The 14,691-nt window shown below is 40.8% G+C and carries 16 protein-coding genes and 1 pseudogene; 13 read left to right on the plus strand and 4 right to left on the minus strand.

Annotated features, from left to right (window positions below; all coding sequences use genetic code 11):
* Positions 1-8: 8 nt before the first annotated feature.
* Positions 9-509, minus strand: coding sequence for a type IV pilin (locus FXV91_RS15850; protein ID WP_229391652.1), 501 nt, complete (start codon positions 507-509; stop codon positions 9-11).
* Positions 510-741: 232 nt separating this feature from the next.
* Between FXV91_RS15850 and FXV91_RS15855 the strand changes: the two genes are divergently transcribed.
* The 9 genes and pseudogenes from FXV91_RS15855 (at position 742) to FXV91_RS15895 (ending at position 8,082) form a co-directional block, all read left to right on the plus strand.
* Complete coding sequence (locus FXV91_RS15855) at positions 742-1,164, plus strand: nucleoside 2-deoxyribosyltransferase (RefSeq protein WP_229391653.1); 423 nt, start codon at positions 742-744, stop codon at positions 1,162-1,164.
* 444 nt (positions 1,165-1,608) lie between these two features.
* Positions 1,609-1,776 carry a hypothetical protein gene (locus tag FXV91_RS15860; protein ID WP_229391654.1) on the plus strand — a complete coding sequence of 56 codons (168 nt, stop codon included), beginning with the start codon at positions 1,609-1,611 and terminating at the stop codon, positions 1,774-1,776.
* A 374-nt stretch (positions 1,777-2,150) separates the two neighbouring features.
* Positions 2,151-2,576, plus strand: coding sequence for an N-acetyltransferase (locus tag FXV91_RS15865; RefSeq protein WP_229391655.1), 426 nt, complete (start codon positions 2,151-2,153; stop codon positions 2,574-2,576).
* A gap of 56 nt (positions 2,577-2,632) precedes the next feature.
* On the plus strand, positions 2,633-2,773 hold the full coding sequence (locus tag FXV91_RS15870) for a hypothetical protein (protein WP_229391656.1): 141 nt from the start codon (positions 2,633-2,635) through the stop codon (positions 2,771-2,773).
* A 39-nt stretch (positions 2,774-2,812) separates the two neighbouring features.
* Positions 2,813-3,841 carry a hypothetical protein gene (locus FXV91_RS15875; protein WP_229391657.1) on the plus strand — a complete coding sequence of 343 codons (1,029 nt, stop codon included), beginning with the start codon at positions 2,813-2,815 and terminating at the stop codon, positions 3,839-3,841.
* A 558-nt stretch (positions 3,842-4,399) separates the two neighbouring features.
* Positions 4,400-5,454: pseudogene (locus tag FXV91_RS15880) on the plus strand (DUF3387 domain-containing protein).
* A gap of 183 nt (positions 5,455-5,637) precedes the next feature.
* The gene (locus FXV91_RS15885) at positions 5,638-5,922 is read left to right on the plus strand and encodes a 2'-5' RNA ligase family protein (RefSeq protein WP_229391658.1); all 285 of its coding nucleotides are present in this window, start codon (positions 5,638-5,640) and stop codon (positions 5,920-5,922) included.
* Between the two features lie 94 nt (positions 5,923-6,016).
* Positions 6,017-6,820: a metallophosphoesterase gene (locus FXV91_RS15890; RefSeq protein ID WP_229391659.1), complete on the plus strand. Its 804-nt coding sequence runs from the start codon at positions 6,017-6,019 to the stop codon at positions 6,818-6,820.
* 803 nt (positions 6,821-7,623) lie between these two features.
* On the plus strand, positions 7,624-8,082 hold the full coding sequence (locus FXV91_RS15895) for an Hsp20/alpha crystallin family protein (RefSeq protein ID WP_229391660.1): 459 nt from the start codon (positions 7,624-7,626) through the stop codon (positions 8,080-8,082).
* Between the two features lie 665 nt (positions 8,083-8,747).
* Here the strand turns inward: FXV91_RS15895 and FXV91_RS15900 are convergent.
* From FXV91_RS15900 to pgk, 3 genes are all read right to left on the minus strand, one after another.
* Positions 8,748-9,983 carry an MFS transporter gene (locus FXV91_RS15900; protein WP_229391661.1) on the minus strand — a complete coding sequence of 412 codons (1,236 nt, stop codon included), beginning with the start codon at positions 9,981-9,983 and terminating at the stop codon, positions 8,748-8,750.
* Positions 9,984-10,252: 269 nt separating this feature from the next.
* A complete protein-coding gene (locus FXV91_RS15905; protein WP_229391662.1) occupies positions 10,253-10,852 on the minus strand; it encodes a TIGR00296 family protein in 600 nt (199 codons plus the stop codon).
* Between the two features lie 403 nt (positions 10,853-11,255).
* Positions 11,256-12,506 carry a phosphoglycerate kinase gene (pgk, locus tag FXV91_RS15910; protein WP_229391663.1) on the minus strand — a complete coding sequence of 417 codons (1,251 nt, stop codon included), beginning with the start codon at positions 12,504-12,506 and terminating at the stop codon, positions 11,256-11,258.
* A 318-nt stretch (positions 12,507-12,824) separates the two neighbouring features.
* On the opposite strand from pgk, the gene FXV91_RS15915 reads away from it, so the two are divergent.
* The 4 genes from FXV91_RS15915 to FXV91_RS15930 all read left to right on the plus strand — a co-directional run bounded on the left by FXV91_RS15915 (position 12,825) and on the right by FXV91_RS15930 (position 14,580).
* Positions 12,825-13,418 carry a uracil-DNA glycosylase gene (locus FXV91_RS15915; protein WP_229391664.1) on the plus strand — a complete coding sequence of 198 codons (594 nt, stop codon included), beginning with the start codon at positions 12,825-12,827 and terminating at the stop codon, positions 13,416-13,418.
* A 190-nt stretch (positions 13,419-13,608) separates the two neighbouring features.
* Entirely contained in the window at positions 13,609-13,905 is a 297-nt protein-coding gene (locus FXV91_RS15920) for an Hsp20 family protein (RefSeq protein ID WP_229391665.1), read from the plus strand.
* Positions 13,906-14,050: 145 nt separating this feature from the next.
* Positions 14,051-14,245: a ferredoxin family protein gene (locus tag FXV91_RS15925; RefSeq protein WP_229391666.1), complete on the plus strand. Its 195-nt coding sequence runs from the start codon at positions 14,051-14,053 to the stop codon at positions 14,243-14,245.
* 140 nt (positions 14,246-14,385) lie between these two features.
* A complete protein-coding gene (locus FXV91_RS15930) occupies positions 14,386-14,580 on the plus strand; it encodes a ferredoxin family protein (RefSeq protein WP_229391667.1) in 195 nt (64 codons plus the stop codon).
* Positions 14,581-14,691: the final 111 nt, after the last annotated feature.

The raw sequence follows: 14,691 nt of genomic DNA on the forward strand, positions 1-14,691 counted from the left end.
TGTTCAGATCATTCTTCAGGCACTATAACTATCTGTCCTTTAACCTCAAGTTCACTCTTTGCAATAAGGGCACCGCTTTCATAATCAACTACCTTTACAGATACCTTATCTCCCTGTCCCAGTTCTATTGCAGGCAGTTCACTCTTTACACTCTCATTCAGGCTAAGAACCTTTTTTTCCCCGGCTTCGAGCGTGCCAAGTGCAGAGTCATTCAGTCTGTATGAAGCATCATTAATATCCATAATAACCGATAGTGAAGAGCTGTCAAAAAAGAGCTGAGCTCCTCCACCATGTTCGAACTCGAGCGAATTTAGATCTTCAGTAAATCGGATCTGAAGTTTTGCTGCTGATGATCCCATATGGGAGGAATCCCCATATTCCTCAAAAAAGACTGAAGAGACCAGACCTGCAAGAATAAAAACAATGAATATTGTGACTGCCGTTCCAACAACAGGAGCGATTCCGTTTTCGTCTGAGACTTTCGACATTGAAGAATTCCTGACCGTCATATTACCCCCGGAATAGAAAAGTCATACAATTAATATTAAGACAGTACAGTTTAAATTTTTAGATATATAAGTGTATTCCAGACATTTATGGACGGGTTTATATCAGCTTCGATCAAGCATACATCTCTGATAAAATTTCAGTATAAGGTAAACTATTTTACCTTTATCATCCTTCTTTCCTGCAAGAAAACTCTTATGAGTGATGACTTCCGGAGTAACAGGAGGAAAAAACTTGAGCAAAAAAAAATTAATTTACCTTGCAGGCCCACTCTTCACGCATGCCGAACTCGAATACAACCGAAAACTGAAGGATATGCTGCTCAACAATGGCTTTTCCGTTTTTTTGCCCCAGGAAGATGCAGAAGATGTGGCACAGGAACGCGAAAGACAGAACCAGGAACGTATATTCATAAGGTGCGTGGAGGGCGTGGATGCCTCAGACCTTATTGTCGCAGTTCTTGACGGTGTGGATGTGGACTCCGGGACAGCCTGGGAGATAGGTTATGCCTATGCAAAAGAAAAACCTGTTATAGGGCTCAGGACTGATTTCAGGGAGCTTGCAGACGGGATAGTGAACCTGATGGTGGAGATGGCCATCGTTTCTCTTGCAAGAGATGAGGAAGAACTGTTGAAAGTACTGGAAAAGTTCCGATAATCTTTTTCTCTCCTGTTTATGTGTTTATAACTTAGTGTGCATCTTATTTTTCTCATTTGTCTTATTTGCCTTATTTATCTTATTTGCTTTATTTGCATTGTCTGTCTTATTTGTCATATTTGCCCCATTTGCCTATTTGCTTCATTAATCTATTTATTTCCCTACTTATCTACCCGGTTCACCATTCAGGATAAATGCCTTTACTTTTTTCCTGAACCACTTAGCAAAAAAAATTTGATGTAAAGCCTGTGAACTGAGTCTTAAAAATGACCTTTGTGTTTCCAAAAAACTCATAAATACTTTTTTTGTCGAATATATATTATCTCCCAAATGAGATAAATATCAAAAGAAATTCAACGCTAGTAGCCATAAAACATAATGATTATTAGTTTTAAAAATGTTTATATGGCAGACCGGATATATTAACTATTGGAGGTTAAGGAAATGACCCTTTCAATGGGATACACTTTTACGAAAGTGAAAACCTCACACGGGCCCGAAGTGTACGTGACCCAGTTCGGAAAACTGGTAAAGGTTGTACCCTGCAGCCCGCAGGTGAAAATATCCGAAGGATATGCAAGGGACTTGATCAGGCAAATCGAGTCAGATTAAAAGATAAGAAATTATCCGACTTTTTCTTTTTGATTCGGACCATTTTCATTAAAATCCTTTTTTTCGGCCGAACCATTTTCGGTGTATTTTTTATTCATGATCACTACATAGTGTACTAAGCCTTTTTTCAACAATATCCTGAACCTGAGTTCTCCAGTCTGGTACTTAGTGAACTTAACTTTCCATGTAGAGACTGTTGATCAGATACTTATCCTCAATCGAATACTTATCCAGCAGGAGCTTCTTAATCGGAGACGAATATATAGCCCGATAATTTAACATATTGCCCAATCGATTCCATTATCCTAGATATAAAGGATAATTTAATTTTAGATCAATAAAATAACCTTAACAAAAGAGAGGAATCGGATAAATTGATCAGAACTTACAGGGAAACAGATCTTGAAGAGATAGTAAGGATCTGGTATGATGCTTCCGTTATTGCTCATCCCTTTATGCCAGCCTCTTTCTGGGCTTCGCATAAATCTGTGATGAAGGAAAAGTACCTGCCTCTTGCCGAAAACTATGTTTTTGAACAGGAAGGAAAGGTAATGGGCTTTATTTCACTTGTCGGAGAAAAGGTATGTGCCCTGTTCATAGCTCCAGAAGCGCAGGAAAGGGGGACAGGCAAAGCGCTTCTAGAGCATGCGAAAGTCCTGAAAGGAAGGCTCTCCCTTAAGGTCTATAGGGATAACAGAAGAGCTATTATCTTTTATGAAAAAAGCGGGTTTAAAGCAGTCGGAAAAGAGATTGATGATCATACGGGCTGTGTGCAGGTTTTGATGGAGTGGGGAATCTAATTTTGAGCCTCAAGATTCTGATGCATATTCAGTTTTAAGTGCACTTACTGAACGCAATGGGTTATCACGAAAGTAAAGATAGAAGAAGAAAGAGAGACGGGAAAGAAGAAAGAGAGAAAAATAGGGAAGAAAAGAGAAGAGAGAAGAAGAGAGAGAGAAAGATGGAAAAAGATGAAAGGAAAGATGGAAAAAGATGAAAGGAAAGAAGGAAGGCAGGGAGTAAAGGAGAGAAAGCAATGAATCATGAAACCGGAGATAGATCCATTAAAGAGGACGAAGATTCACTTTTCCGGCACCTCATACCCGATACGCCAGAAGTGAAGAAAATAAGAAGCCTGCAGGGTAGAGAATATGAATATGCCGAGCTTATCGGAATAGTCGAATATTCGATTGCCAGGCATTTTTATGAGGTTGACAGAAAAATAAAGGACAGGGATGCAGTATCAGCATTAAAGAATATCAAAAGAAACTGTAACAAAAATGTTTCTTATTTTAAACAGGATTTTGAAAAAGAGATTGTCAAAGACCTGATAGAACTCCTTGAAGAAAAACAGGTAACTCACCATGAATTGAAACTGGCAATAGATTATGTTCTGGAGGTTATCGATAACAGGTCCTGGATGGAAGATGAACAGGCATACATAAAATGGGTAGCCTATATTATGGACCTTTTCACAGAAGAGGAGAACGAAGAGTATGAGGAGAGCATAAAAAAGCTTGCTTCCAAGCTGGGCCTATCCGGTAAACACGCAGATCTCATGCTCATGAAAGGGGACGAGGAAGATTATTTTGAATTTATAGAAGAATATGGAGATGTAGAAGAGTATGGAGAAGAAAATGAGGGAGATGAAGGAAAAGAAAGAGATAAAAGAGGAGAATTGACTGAAGAAGGGCTGACTGAAGAAAAATTGATAGCAGAATTGGAAAGCAAGTTCCTTTTGATGGAAGATAACGAAAAATTTGATTTTCTGCTGGAAAATGGTCCGGAATTCTACGAACTTGCAGGACTTTACATATCCGAACTGGCAGAAAAAGGCGAATTTGACAGGATTCAAGAACTTTACAGCAAACTCACCGAGAAATACGACGACTTCCTCTACCTGTATGTTTTTATGGGAGCAACCTACCTTGAGATAGACCCTGCCCTTGCAAAATCCTATTTTAAACTGGCACTAAAAGCTCTCGATAAACTTAATGACCTTTCGGACTCCACAAAAGAAAGATTGAGAGACAGCTTCCTTTCCCTGATCGAGAAAATTGACTGAACTTCACGCCCGATAGATCCTTTATCGTCAGGAAAATTTCATTCACTGCCCGAGAAAGGATCTTTTGTCTGCACTTTGCCTGTATTTTGCCTGTAAATACAGCAGTTGCCTGAAAAATTGCCACAACTAGGTAAAGCGCTGAGCGCTGCTACGCTGACCACTGCTTAGAATCAGCAATTTCATAACAGTTCACGGATTATCTAAGCCATCATTACAGTGCTGGTAATCCATGGCAAAAAACACAGAAGGCTAAAACAGCGCAAACCTCGGTTTTGAAGAAAAACTCTGGCAGACAGCGGATAAGCTAAGAAACAATATGGACGCAGCGGATTAGGGACAGGATGCAGGACCCGGCTGATCCCATGAGGCTTTTAATTGTCTGCGACATGTGGCTTACCGGTTTTGATGCACTCTGCCCTGCACACCATGTATTTCCTGAAATGGCTTCAAGGGCACAACCTCATGCAGGCAATTGCCCACGTAAACCGTGTATTCAGGGATAAGCCTGGAGGGCTTATAGTCGACTATGTGGGGTTCCTTTACGACCTCAAGTATGCTATGGCAAACTACACGCGAAGCGGAGGCCGGGGCAGTCCCGCTGACTACAAGGCCGAAGCCATTGCATTAATACTCGAAAAATACGAAATAGTACAGGACATGTTTTATGGCTTTGATTACAGGCGTATCTTTTCATCATCCCCGAAAGAAAAACTTACAATTGTAAGAGAGGGAGCGGATTTTATCCTTTCGCAGGGCTAGACGGAAGATGAAAGAACGCAGGAAAGAAAGCGCTTCATCCAGCACGTAACCGAACTTTCCAAAGCCTTCACCCTATCAGTCTCACATCTGGATGCAGACCGGATAAGGGATAAACTTGCATATCTCCAGGCTGTAAGATCCCTTCTTGTAAAGGTGGACAGAAAGCCTACAAAATCAAAGTATGGAATGAATTCGGCAATAAAAGAGCTTGTCTCAAAATCGATTGCAAATGAAGAAAGCATCGATGTCTTTGACGCAGTTGAGATAAAAAGGCCTGATATCTCGATCCTTTCTGAGGATTTACTCACCGAAGTTAGAGACCTCCCACAAAAAAATCTTGCATATGAAGTCCTGAGAAAACTGTTGTATGACGAAATCAAGATCAGGTCGCGCAGAAACCTTATCAAGGGAAAGTCTTTTGCTGAAATGCTTGAGCGGGCAATCAACGAATACAAAAACCGGGGCATTGATACCGTTCAGGTCATAGAAGAACTCCTCAACCTGGCAAAAAAGATAAGCGAAGCCGATAAAAGAGGTGAAGAGATTGGCCTCAGTGAAGAGGAGGTCGCATTTTACGACGCCCTCGCAGACAATGAAAGCGCTGTGGATGTTCTGGGCAACGAGACATTAAAGCTCATGGCTGCAAAACTTGTAAAAATCATCAGGCAAAATGCAGGGGTTGACTGGACCCTCCGGAAAACATCCAGGCAAAGATAAAAGTCAGTGTAAAACGACTGCTAAAAAAATACGGCTACCCTCCTGACAAACAGAAACTCGCTACTGAAAGCATCCTTAAACAGGCTGAACTGCTCTGCAGGGATGCGGGTGTCTCAACAGCAGTTTCAGCGGCATAAACTCATATATAATTTTTTGTATAAATTTAGCTTATTCAGTGCAGACTTTATTCCCAATCATTCTCTTTTTTCAGGACGAATTTATTTGTTGAATTCAAGGGTTCTGCAACGAATGAAAAACTAGGCAGAACTCAAAACTATGTTCAACAATGTATATAACTCTTAAAGGTTTTTTATTACTAGATGGTACATTACCTGATTGAATTTAGATTCTATGGTAGTGCAAAATATGAAATTAAGAAGTTGATAGATGAAATCAATCAGAAGTTTGGATTAAAATCTAAAAGAGCGATTCCTCACATCACTTTGGTAGGTCCATTCAGTACAAATGATGAGACAAAATTAATTAGAGATTTTAACCAGTTGTGTTCCAACCACTCTCTAATGGGTTTCGAAGTAAAAGGGTTCAGCACATTTGAGGATAGTAAAGTTGTATTTCTTGATGTCAACCCAGCAAGAAATGGATGAGTTTAGGTGGAATCTTGCTCAAGCACTTGAACCATATTGCCAGCTTAATCAATTCGATCATGAAAGAAGATAAGAGTTTCATACAACGATAGCGATGAAATTATCGAATGACAAATTTGAAGGAATAAGAAAATACGTTGAAAGAAAAAATAGTCTGAAATTCAAACATAAAATGGTCAGAGCAACTCTTGTGAAAGATCAATTAATACTAAGGGAGTATGACTTTCTTTTAAGGCGGCCATTAAGAAGGGAATTGGCACTGGTTAGGGATGTCTATACTCACACATTGCATCTATTAAATGCATATTTTGAAGGTAGTTATAATCCGGGTGAGTATGTAAGCGAGAGAATTGAGATTCCACAAAGAAGCATGGCTGAGAATATCAAAAGTGTATTTCGAAGATCAAAGGTCTTTGTAACTTCTGATTTACATTTAGATCATGAGAATATTATAAAGTATTGCAAAAGACCGTTTCTAGATGCTGCTGATATGAATCAAACACTCGTGCAAAATTGGAATAACACAATTGGTAATAAAGACACTGTTTATTTTTTGGGAGATTTAGCTTATGGAAAAGAGAGGAGATCAACAGATTATTGGCTAAAACAGCTAAACGGAAATGTTTTTTTCATCAAAGGAAATCATGATGAATCAAATGAAATAAAATTTTATGTTAATTTTATCCTTGAATATGCAAATCACAAATTCTTTTTAACACATCGACCTGAGAATGTTCCTTTCAATTGGAATGATTGGGCTATTTGTGGCCATAACCACAACAATAACCTCCGCAAGTACCCTTTTATTGATAAAGAAAATAAAAGGATAAATATCTCTGTTGAACTGACAAAATATAAGCCGGTTGACATGGATTATATTATTAAACAAATAAATTAGTGATGCTTCTCATTAAGGACATTTTTTAATTGAACTAAACCGGTCTTTTGCGCCTAAACTCAACTTTTTGCCCTGCAAATATCCGATTTTTACTGATTAATAAGGCAAAGTTGCATAAACCTGTTTTCTTTAGTGCAGACTTTATTCCCAATCCCCCCCTTACAGGATAAATTAATTAAGGGAACTCCAGAGCCCTGCATCGCCCGAAAAAAACTTATTCTGCATGCAAATTATACGGTTTTCCCGAGAAACATCCGATTTTGAGCAGTCTGAGGGCAGGGGCATGGACAAAAAATTTAAATATAATGAATACTAACTAGATGTTAGTAACTGAGAACCAATAACACCCTCACAGTAACCATAATATAGTAACTGTAGGGCAAGACCACCAGTTACCTTCCCAAAGACCCGTAAACAAAAACCTGCGAACAGACTAAAGGTGAACCTGTACCACCTTTAAAAACGGATTCTCCCCTCCACGAGAAAGAGATGAGAGCCTGGAACTCTCATCTATCCTGCCTGTAAGATATGGACAGAGAAATAAAACAAAAATCTCCACTCTTAAATCTCCACCCCTGGCAGGGTTTTCACATCTTACAGGCAGCTTCCTACGGAGAAAAAAAGAAGCTGTTCCACACCTCCAGAACCACTTACAGATCAGATAAGAGTTCAAGTTACAGATCATTAACCAACCGAAGTAAAATATTAGATAAGAAATAATACAAAACCAGGGAGATTCGAAAAGATTCCAGCAGAACTGGGATCTGAGGATTCCCCGGAGTCAAGTAAGGAGGAATTTGTACATGAAACTGCCAGTAAAGAGACCGTCCCGTGACATGCAGAGCTGGGACCCGTTTGATGAGATAAGAAGGATGCAGGAATATATGGAACAGATGATGAGGGCATTTCCTGCACTGGAAAACAGGTATATGGGCGAGACTTTATCCCCGCTGACAGATGTTGCGGAAGAAGATAGTAAAGTAATTGTTACAACCGACCTGCCGGGCATTGACAGAGAAAATGTAGAGCTGAGCCTGAAGGAGAACTTCCTTGTTATCAGTGCATCTAAAGGAAAGGAAGAGGAGACAGAAAAGGAAGGCTATCTCAGAAAAGAGAGGTCTTTAATGCGTTATTACCGTGAAATTCCACTTCCGGAAGGTGTAACCGAAGAAGGAGCAACTGCCCAGCTCAAGAACGGCGTTTTAACAGTCACCCTACCAAAAACAAAATTCGTGGCCGGAAAAAAGATCTTGATCGAATGATCGGGATGCTACCATAGCCAGATTCACCGCTAAGAAAATTTCTGCCTTACTCACACAAAACGATGAAAACAATAAAACCAGCAAAACCGATAAAACCTACACCGATAGAGCCTATAAAGCCACAAAAACCAGGTTTGCCGACAGGACCTGCAGGTTATCAAGCCTGCAGGCAAACCTTCCTTGCCAATCCATTAAATGTAAGTCCAGAGCTATATTCGAGTCCATTTAACTAAACCGCGAATCATCAAGCAAAAGTAAAATTCACTGAAAAATTCCTTCATTATAAAGACACCTTCCCTCAACCAATGTTCATCTCCGTTTTTTCGTTAACTTATTTTTCACTAACTTATTTTTCACTAACTCATTTTTCACTAACTCATTTTCACTAACTCATTTTCACTAACTCATTTTCACTAACTCATTTTCACTAACCCATTTTTCATAAGATTTTTCATAAAATTTTCTATTTTTTAATGCAGCCCTGGAAAACCTGGAAAAGAGTAACGCCTTTTTGGAATTTATTAAGAATCTAAAAAGTGGAGCAAGGGACTGGATATCGAGAAGAGGTTCTTAAGAGGGAATCAGGAAAGCCAGATACCGGCTTGAAAACAGTAGGTATCGGGAAAAGAAATTAAGGTTCTTCCCGGACGTTCGTCCTCAGAGGCTTATGCAGCTTCCCGACTTTGGTTACCTTCTGGCTCTTCTACTTTTTTGATCACCAGAAAGCCTGCCAGAAGCATCAGCAGGGCGCAGGCGTAAAAGGGCGTTACAAAGGTCACATATCCCGCAAGAAAGCCTCCGAAGATAGGGCCAAAAGCCATTCCTGCTGCCTGTGCAGTTGTTATTATGCTGAGCCTTGAGCTTAAGGAAGCCCCGTCCGAGAGGTCAGCTGCAAGCGCCATTGCAGGCGTGTCTATTGAGGCTACAAGAAGCCCCTGAAAAGCCCTGAAAAAAATAAGCTGGCTTATACTTGTGATGTAACCCATCCCGACAACCAGAGGAACGCTCAGGAAAAGACCGCCGACAATCAGTTTTTTCCTGCCAATCCTATCCGAAAGGCTGCCGAGAGGAGCCTGGAAAAGCAGCCTTGCGAAAATGTAGGCTGAGACAGCAACTCCAAGGGAAAGCTCGGATGCTTCGAGCCGGACTTCATATTCAGGAATAAGGGCAACAACCATCATTATCCCGACCATCATCATTAGCATGGCGCCTGCAAGGGAATAAACTGAAGCGTAGCTTTTTTTTCCTCCTTTTTTTTCGGGAACTGGCTCATGAGGGCGTTTAGTTTCTTTTACAAAAAAACTCACAAGAACCAGGCTTACCACCCCGAGAAGGGCGCAGGCATAAAACCCGGCATCAAAACCCCAGTACCTGGCTATTGCTCCCCCTATAACGGGCCCGAGGCCGAATCCGACACCCCTGATAGTTGTGTAGACTCCCACGGCTTTTCCCCGGGTCTCGGAGGTTGAGATGTGTGTAACCATTGCGATAACTGCAGGTATGGTTGCCCCTACGGTAATTCCCTGGAGCAGCCGGATAAAGAGAAGCTGCTCATAGTTTGTTACCTGCGAATAAAAGAAAGAAAAGAAGGTATATCCAATCAGCCCAAAAAGGATGAAAGGTCTCCTGCAATCAAGCCTGTCCGAGAGCCTGCCCATAAGAGGCTGAGTAAAGGCACTGAAGAGTCCGAAAACCGTCATTACAAGTCCTGCCCGGGCAACAAGCGGAAGCCCGGAAAAAAAGGATGCCCCAAGGTCAGAGATGTATAAAGGAATCAAGGCAACGAGCATCCCTGAACCAAGATCTTCGAAAAACCTCGAAAGGGAGAGGACATAGAGTTCAGGATTAATATTACCAAAAGATCCCGGAAGCGCGTTTTTCTGCAGGTTACAGGTATTCATGTTTGCTCAACTTAACTTAAAAGTGAGTGATATCCAAAAAAAGTGATATCCAAAAATAACAAATATCTTACAATATAAAACAGTGTTGAAATCGTTCTGCTCGAACGCAAGGAAGAGAATATAAAAATAAGTGGTAAATGGGGGAAATATTTCATTTAACCTTACAGAAGATGGTTTTCAATCCACATTATGTAAAGTGCCTCCGCCAGCCTGTCTGGAAAGCCGTCGGAAGAAAAAAGAAATCAGAAAAGAAATAAAAGTAAAAGAACTCAAAACTTTTCTTCTATGACTTCGCCCCCAGGCTCCTTTTCCTTGAAAATCTGTCCTTCGAAACAATAGACCTCTGCTCCTTTAACCCAGGCATCAGGAGAAAGGCCGGCTTTCATACATGTATGGCTCAGGAAATCTATAGAATCCATTTTGTTCTCAGGAGCGACCTGGGGGAGCAGCAGTCCCTGGCAGTAGCCCTGTTTTACAATGAGCCCGTGCTTGCCGATCTCTACCTTATCCGGAAGGTCTTTTGGAGATGCATTGATTTTTTCGGGTTGAGTAAGGATCGTAACCTCAACAGTTATGCTGTCCAGCTCTTCCTCCTCAACAGGTGGAAAGCGCGGGTCACGGGTTGCCGCAGAGACCGCGGAGTCCAGAATTGCTTCTTTAAGAGTTGAGTCAGGGTAAGGATGGCCTATACAGCCTCTTAATAGCCCATCTTCGGTCAATGTGACAAAAACGCCTCTATTTTCCCCAAAAACAGGAGGAAGGTCAATTTCTTCTGCCTGATGATGTGGAAGCACTTCCCCCAAGATAAATGATTCAATGGTTTTCCTTGCAAGCTTGACTGCAGCCCTGCCTTCTGTTTCTGTAAGCATGCCTAAACCAACACCTGTAAACTGCATTTAATCTGTTCATTTAATCTGTTCATTTAATCTGTTAATTATATGTTTAAGCTGTAAATACCAGCCAGTAATAACCTATGCTTAGTATGATGGTATGTCCGGAAACTGGTATAACAGTATGTTATTGGCGCTGGTTAAAGTACATTTCTGGTATTGCCTGAAGTCTTGAAAAGGTAAAGAGGAATGAAAAATGGATTGGAGAATAAATTAGAAAAAGAATGAAGAGAAATTGAAAAAAGAATAGAAAAAGATTAAAAAAATAATAGCAGAAAAGTAGAGGAAAAATAAATTAATTGAAATAAAAATAAGGAAATTCCTGCAGAAAATACCAGACAGAAATCCGTTCTTATTGCCGGAACTCGCAGGAAAAAAACCCTTAAAGCTTTTTAGCTTCCTGATATTTTTTGTAGGCAGCCTTCAGAGCCTCGACTCCGGGCAGCTTTTCTCCTGCAAGGTAATCAATACAGGCTCCTCCACCTGTGCTGATATGAGAGAAGCGATGTTCAAGGCCGAGGTGTGCAACCTCAACTGAAATATGCCCACCGCCTATGATCGAAAAATCGGATTTAATGGCAGCTTTTATAATTTCATGAGTACCAAGGGCAAAATCGTCAATTTCGGAAACTCCGGCAGGACCATTCAGGACAACAGTTTTGGAATTCTGGATTTCGTTAGTATAATTGACGATGGTTTCGAGCCCTATATCGTTAATGGGTAGAGAATCGGAATTAAGCTCAGAGATAGGTACTTCGACCCGTTTTTTGTTATCGTTTAAAGCTACATCCTTTGGAAGGCCAATTTTATCTTTGAACTTCGCAAGCAAGCCTCTTGCCCTTTCGATCTGGTTCTCATATCCCTGAGACTTGATGAAATCCATGCTGGCCTTTCCGATGTCTACTCCCGACGCAGCAAGAGCAACATTTGCAACCACACCCGTAAGGAGTACCCTGTCAGCCCCTCCATTTGTGAGAACGTTTTCGGTAACCCTAAGGGAATCATCCACCTTTGCCCCACCCAGCACAAAAACGCTTGGTCTTTCCCCTCCTTTGACCCCTATGTCGAGAGATATAAGCTCTTTTTCCATTACCCTTCCGGCTCCCGAAGGAAGGATCTCGGTAAAACCTACAACAGAAAGGTGAGACCTGTGAGATACTGCAAATGCATCGTTCAGGAAAATATCGACAAAAGGTGACAGTTTTTTAACCAGATAGGTATTGGCCTGCTCTGCTGGTGTTCTCTCAATGCTTTCTTCCGAATAAAATCGGACATTTTCGAGCATGATAACATCCCCATCCTCCATAGAGGCAATCTGGGTTTTTGCAAATGTCCCGAAAATATCATCCACGTAAGTAACTTGCCTGCCCAGATACCTGGACAGCAGGTGGGCGTGAGGTTTCATTATAGTGAAATCGTTTTTTCCGGGCCTGCTCTGGTGCGCAAGCAGAACGACTTTTGCGCTCTCAAGGTCTTTTAAGGTCGCAATGTGGCTCCTGATCCTCATATCATCCAGAATGTGGCCCTGGGTGTCCATAGGAGAGTTCATATCGACCCTTACAAGAATCGTCTTTCCGCGTATGTCAAAATCATCGATCGTAAGAAAGTTTCTGGAAGTCATTACCCTCAGCACACCTGTAACAAGATTTTATATATATCAGAGAATAAAGCTTAAAATATAAAATTTTAGAGAATCTTATCCTTTCAGTATTGGTTATCTTTGTCATGGAATTTTTTCCATAAATAAGTTTGTTCTGGTTTGCATGTTAAGAGATGGATTACTATTTTTATATGAAAAACAAGAAAAAAAAGGCAATTAATGTAAAAGAAGAAAACAACTATACAAGAGTAAAAGGCAGCTAGCATTAGAATAAAAAATGTACTGATTCAGTGCCAGTTTTAGGAAAAAGATGTAATCTCAGGATAAGGAAAAATGAAGGAGCTAAAAGATATGGCAGCAGAAGAGGAGAATTGCGGAAACCTTGAAGAAAGAGTTCGAAAATTGGTGGAAGCCGGATATGAGACTGTCACAAGGGAGGCAATAGCCTGCATACGATGCCCTCTCCATAAAAGTGCAATTAAAAGAGTAGTAGGAAAAGGGTCCTGCAATCCGAAAGTGTTCTTTATAGGAGAAGCTCCGGGAGAATCCGAAAACAAATCAGGGATTCCCTTCTATGGAAGGGCAGGAAAGCAGCTGGACAAAATGGTCGAGTATATGGAGCTCTCAAAAGAAGATTGGTTCGTAACAAATACTGTCAAATGCCATCCTCCTGAAAACAGAAAACCGAGAGTGCATGAGATTGAATGCTGCAAACCCTTCCTTACTGCCCAGATAACCCTGCTTAACCCTAAAATCATAATCCTCCTTGGTAACACAGCTGAAAAGTCATTCTGCCCGGAAAGAAAACTGGAATGGGGCGTTCCTGTAGAACAAGAAGGAAGAACAATTCTGAAACTCTACCACCCTGCAGCGCTGATTTATACGTCTTCGAAAATAGAAGTCCAGAAGGCTTTTATAGACAAAAACAGGGAGCTGTGGCAGTAAAAAGTAAAAATCCGATAACCAGGAGAGATAAAACCGGGCAGAAAAAGATTCGGAAGGAGCAGCGACCGGAAGCTGTAAAAAGGCTATTGTTCATAAAATATAAATAAAACGATCCAGCTATTATTATTTGAATTCGTTTATATTCGGATTTGTTTTATAATTGTTTTATAACTCTCTGGGGAGGGATAGTATGGCAATGGTAAAAATGACACCTGATATGTTTTCGTGTTCGGATGAAGAGGGAAACCTGTACATCGAAGTCGATATGGTTGGGGTAAAGAAAGAGAATATCGAATTGAAAATGGTCGAGGACGGCTTTTTTGTAAGAGCAAAAAGAGAAGAAACCGGACTTGAATATGCTGGAACTTACGCATTCTGCTGCGGGGTAATCCCTGAAAAGGCTATTGCAAGATATACTGATGGGAAACTCTATGTGAAGGTGCCTTACAGGGAAGCTACAGAAACAGTTGATGTTGAAATTCAGTAAAATCCTGTAATTGAACAGGACCAGTGAAATCCTGTAATTGAACAGGAGTACGGGACTGACAATTGTCATAACTATGAGCATCAGGAAACTATGGAATAAGAAATCCAACTTTCGAATTCAGAAAGTCTGACAAGATGGAGAAAATATGCATCCAGTAATTGATTATCACAGATGTAACGGAGCTCTCGCCTGCTATGAAGTCTGCCCTGCAGAAGTTTTTGATATCGACGAAATAGATCAGGTAAAGAAAGCAGTTGTAGCTCGCCCGGAGAATTGCATAGAGTGCGAACAATGTATGGAAGCCTGTCCGGCAGATGCTATCGAACTTGTTGAGGACTGAGTTCAAAGTCCTCTGTCAGTATCGCCCGGAGTAAAGGAGTGGAGTAACCGGTTAAGTCCCGGAGATTCAAAAAAACAAACTAAAATTTCAGAAAGAAGTAGAAACTCCAGAAACAAATCAGAACTCCGGGAGAGGTAAAAATGCATCCCAGAATTGACTATAAGAAATGTGTTGGTTCACTTGAATGCTATGACATCTGTCCTGTAGACGTGTTTGACGCTGAAGAGATAGAAGAAGGAAAAAGGGCAGTAGTAGCACGTCCTGAGGACTGCGTAGAGTGCGAGCTGTGTGTACAGGTATGCCCGACAGATGCAATAAAGATGATAGAGGATTAAATAGGCAAGAGAAACAAAGACGGAATTATATCGAAAAATATCAGTATATACCCAAAAAATTGGTTAAAAAGTCTATAAGAAAGTCAATTAAAGAACTCTTCAGTGAATTCC

It is taken from the genome of Methanosarcina sp. DH2 (assembly GCF_020804225.1).
Lineage (GTDB): Archaea > Halobacteriota > Methanosarcinia > Methanosarcinales > Methanosarcinaceae > Methanosarcina.

Bases quoted from the DNA above. Each gene is read 5' to 3' on its own strand.
- FXV91_RS15850 (WP_229391652.1), bottom strand. From the start codon at position 509: ATGACGGTCAGGAATTCTTCAATGTCGAAAGTCTCAGACGAAAACGGA.
- FXV91_RS15860 (WP_229391654.1), top strand. From the start codon at position 1,609: ATGACCCTTTCAATGGGATACACTTTTACGAAAGTGAAAACCTCACAC.
- FXV91_RS15870 (WP_229391656.1), top strand. From the start codon at position 2,633: ATGGGTTATCACGAAAGTAAAGATAGAAGAAGAAAGAGAGACGGGAAA.
- FXV91_RS15875 (WP_229391657.1), top strand. From the start codon at position 2,813: ATGAATCATGAAACCGGAGATAGATCCATTAAAGAGGACGAAGATTCA.
- FXV91_RS15885 (WP_229391658.1), top strand. From the start codon at position 5,638: ATGGTACATTACCTGATTGAATTTAGATTCTATGGTAGTGCAAAATAT.
- FXV91_RS15890 (WP_229391659.1), top strand. From the start codon at position 6,017: ATGAAATTATCGAATGACAAATTTGAAGGAATAAGAAAATACGTTGAA.
- FXV91_RS15895 (WP_229391660.1), top strand. From the start codon at position 7,624: ATGAAACTGCCAGTAAAGAGACCGTCCCGTGACATGCAGAGCTGGGAC.
- FXV91_RS15900 (WP_229391661.1), bottom strand. From the start codon at position 9,983: ATGAATACCTGTAACCTGCAGAAAAACGCGCTTCCGGGATCTTTTGGT.
- FXV91_RS15905 (WP_229391662.1), bottom strand. From the start codon at position 10,852: ATGCTTACAGAAACAGAAGGCAGGGCTGCAGTCAAGCTTGCAAGGAAA.
- FXV91_RS15915 (WP_229391664.1), top strand. From the start codon at position 12,825: ATGGCAGCAGAAGAGGAGAATTGCGGAAACCTTGAAGAAAGAGTTCGA.
- FXV91_RS15920 (WP_229391665.1), top strand. From the start codon at position 13,609: ATGGCAATGGTAAAAATGACACCTGATATGTTTTCGTGTTCGGATGAA.
- FXV91_RS15925 (WP_229391666.1), top strand. From the start codon at position 14,051: ATGCATCCAGTAATTGATTATCACAGATGTAACGGAGCTCTCGCCTGC.
- FXV91_RS15930 (WP_229391667.1), top strand. From the start codon at position 14,386: ATGCATCCCAGAATTGACTATAAGAAATGTGTTGGTTCACTTGAATGC.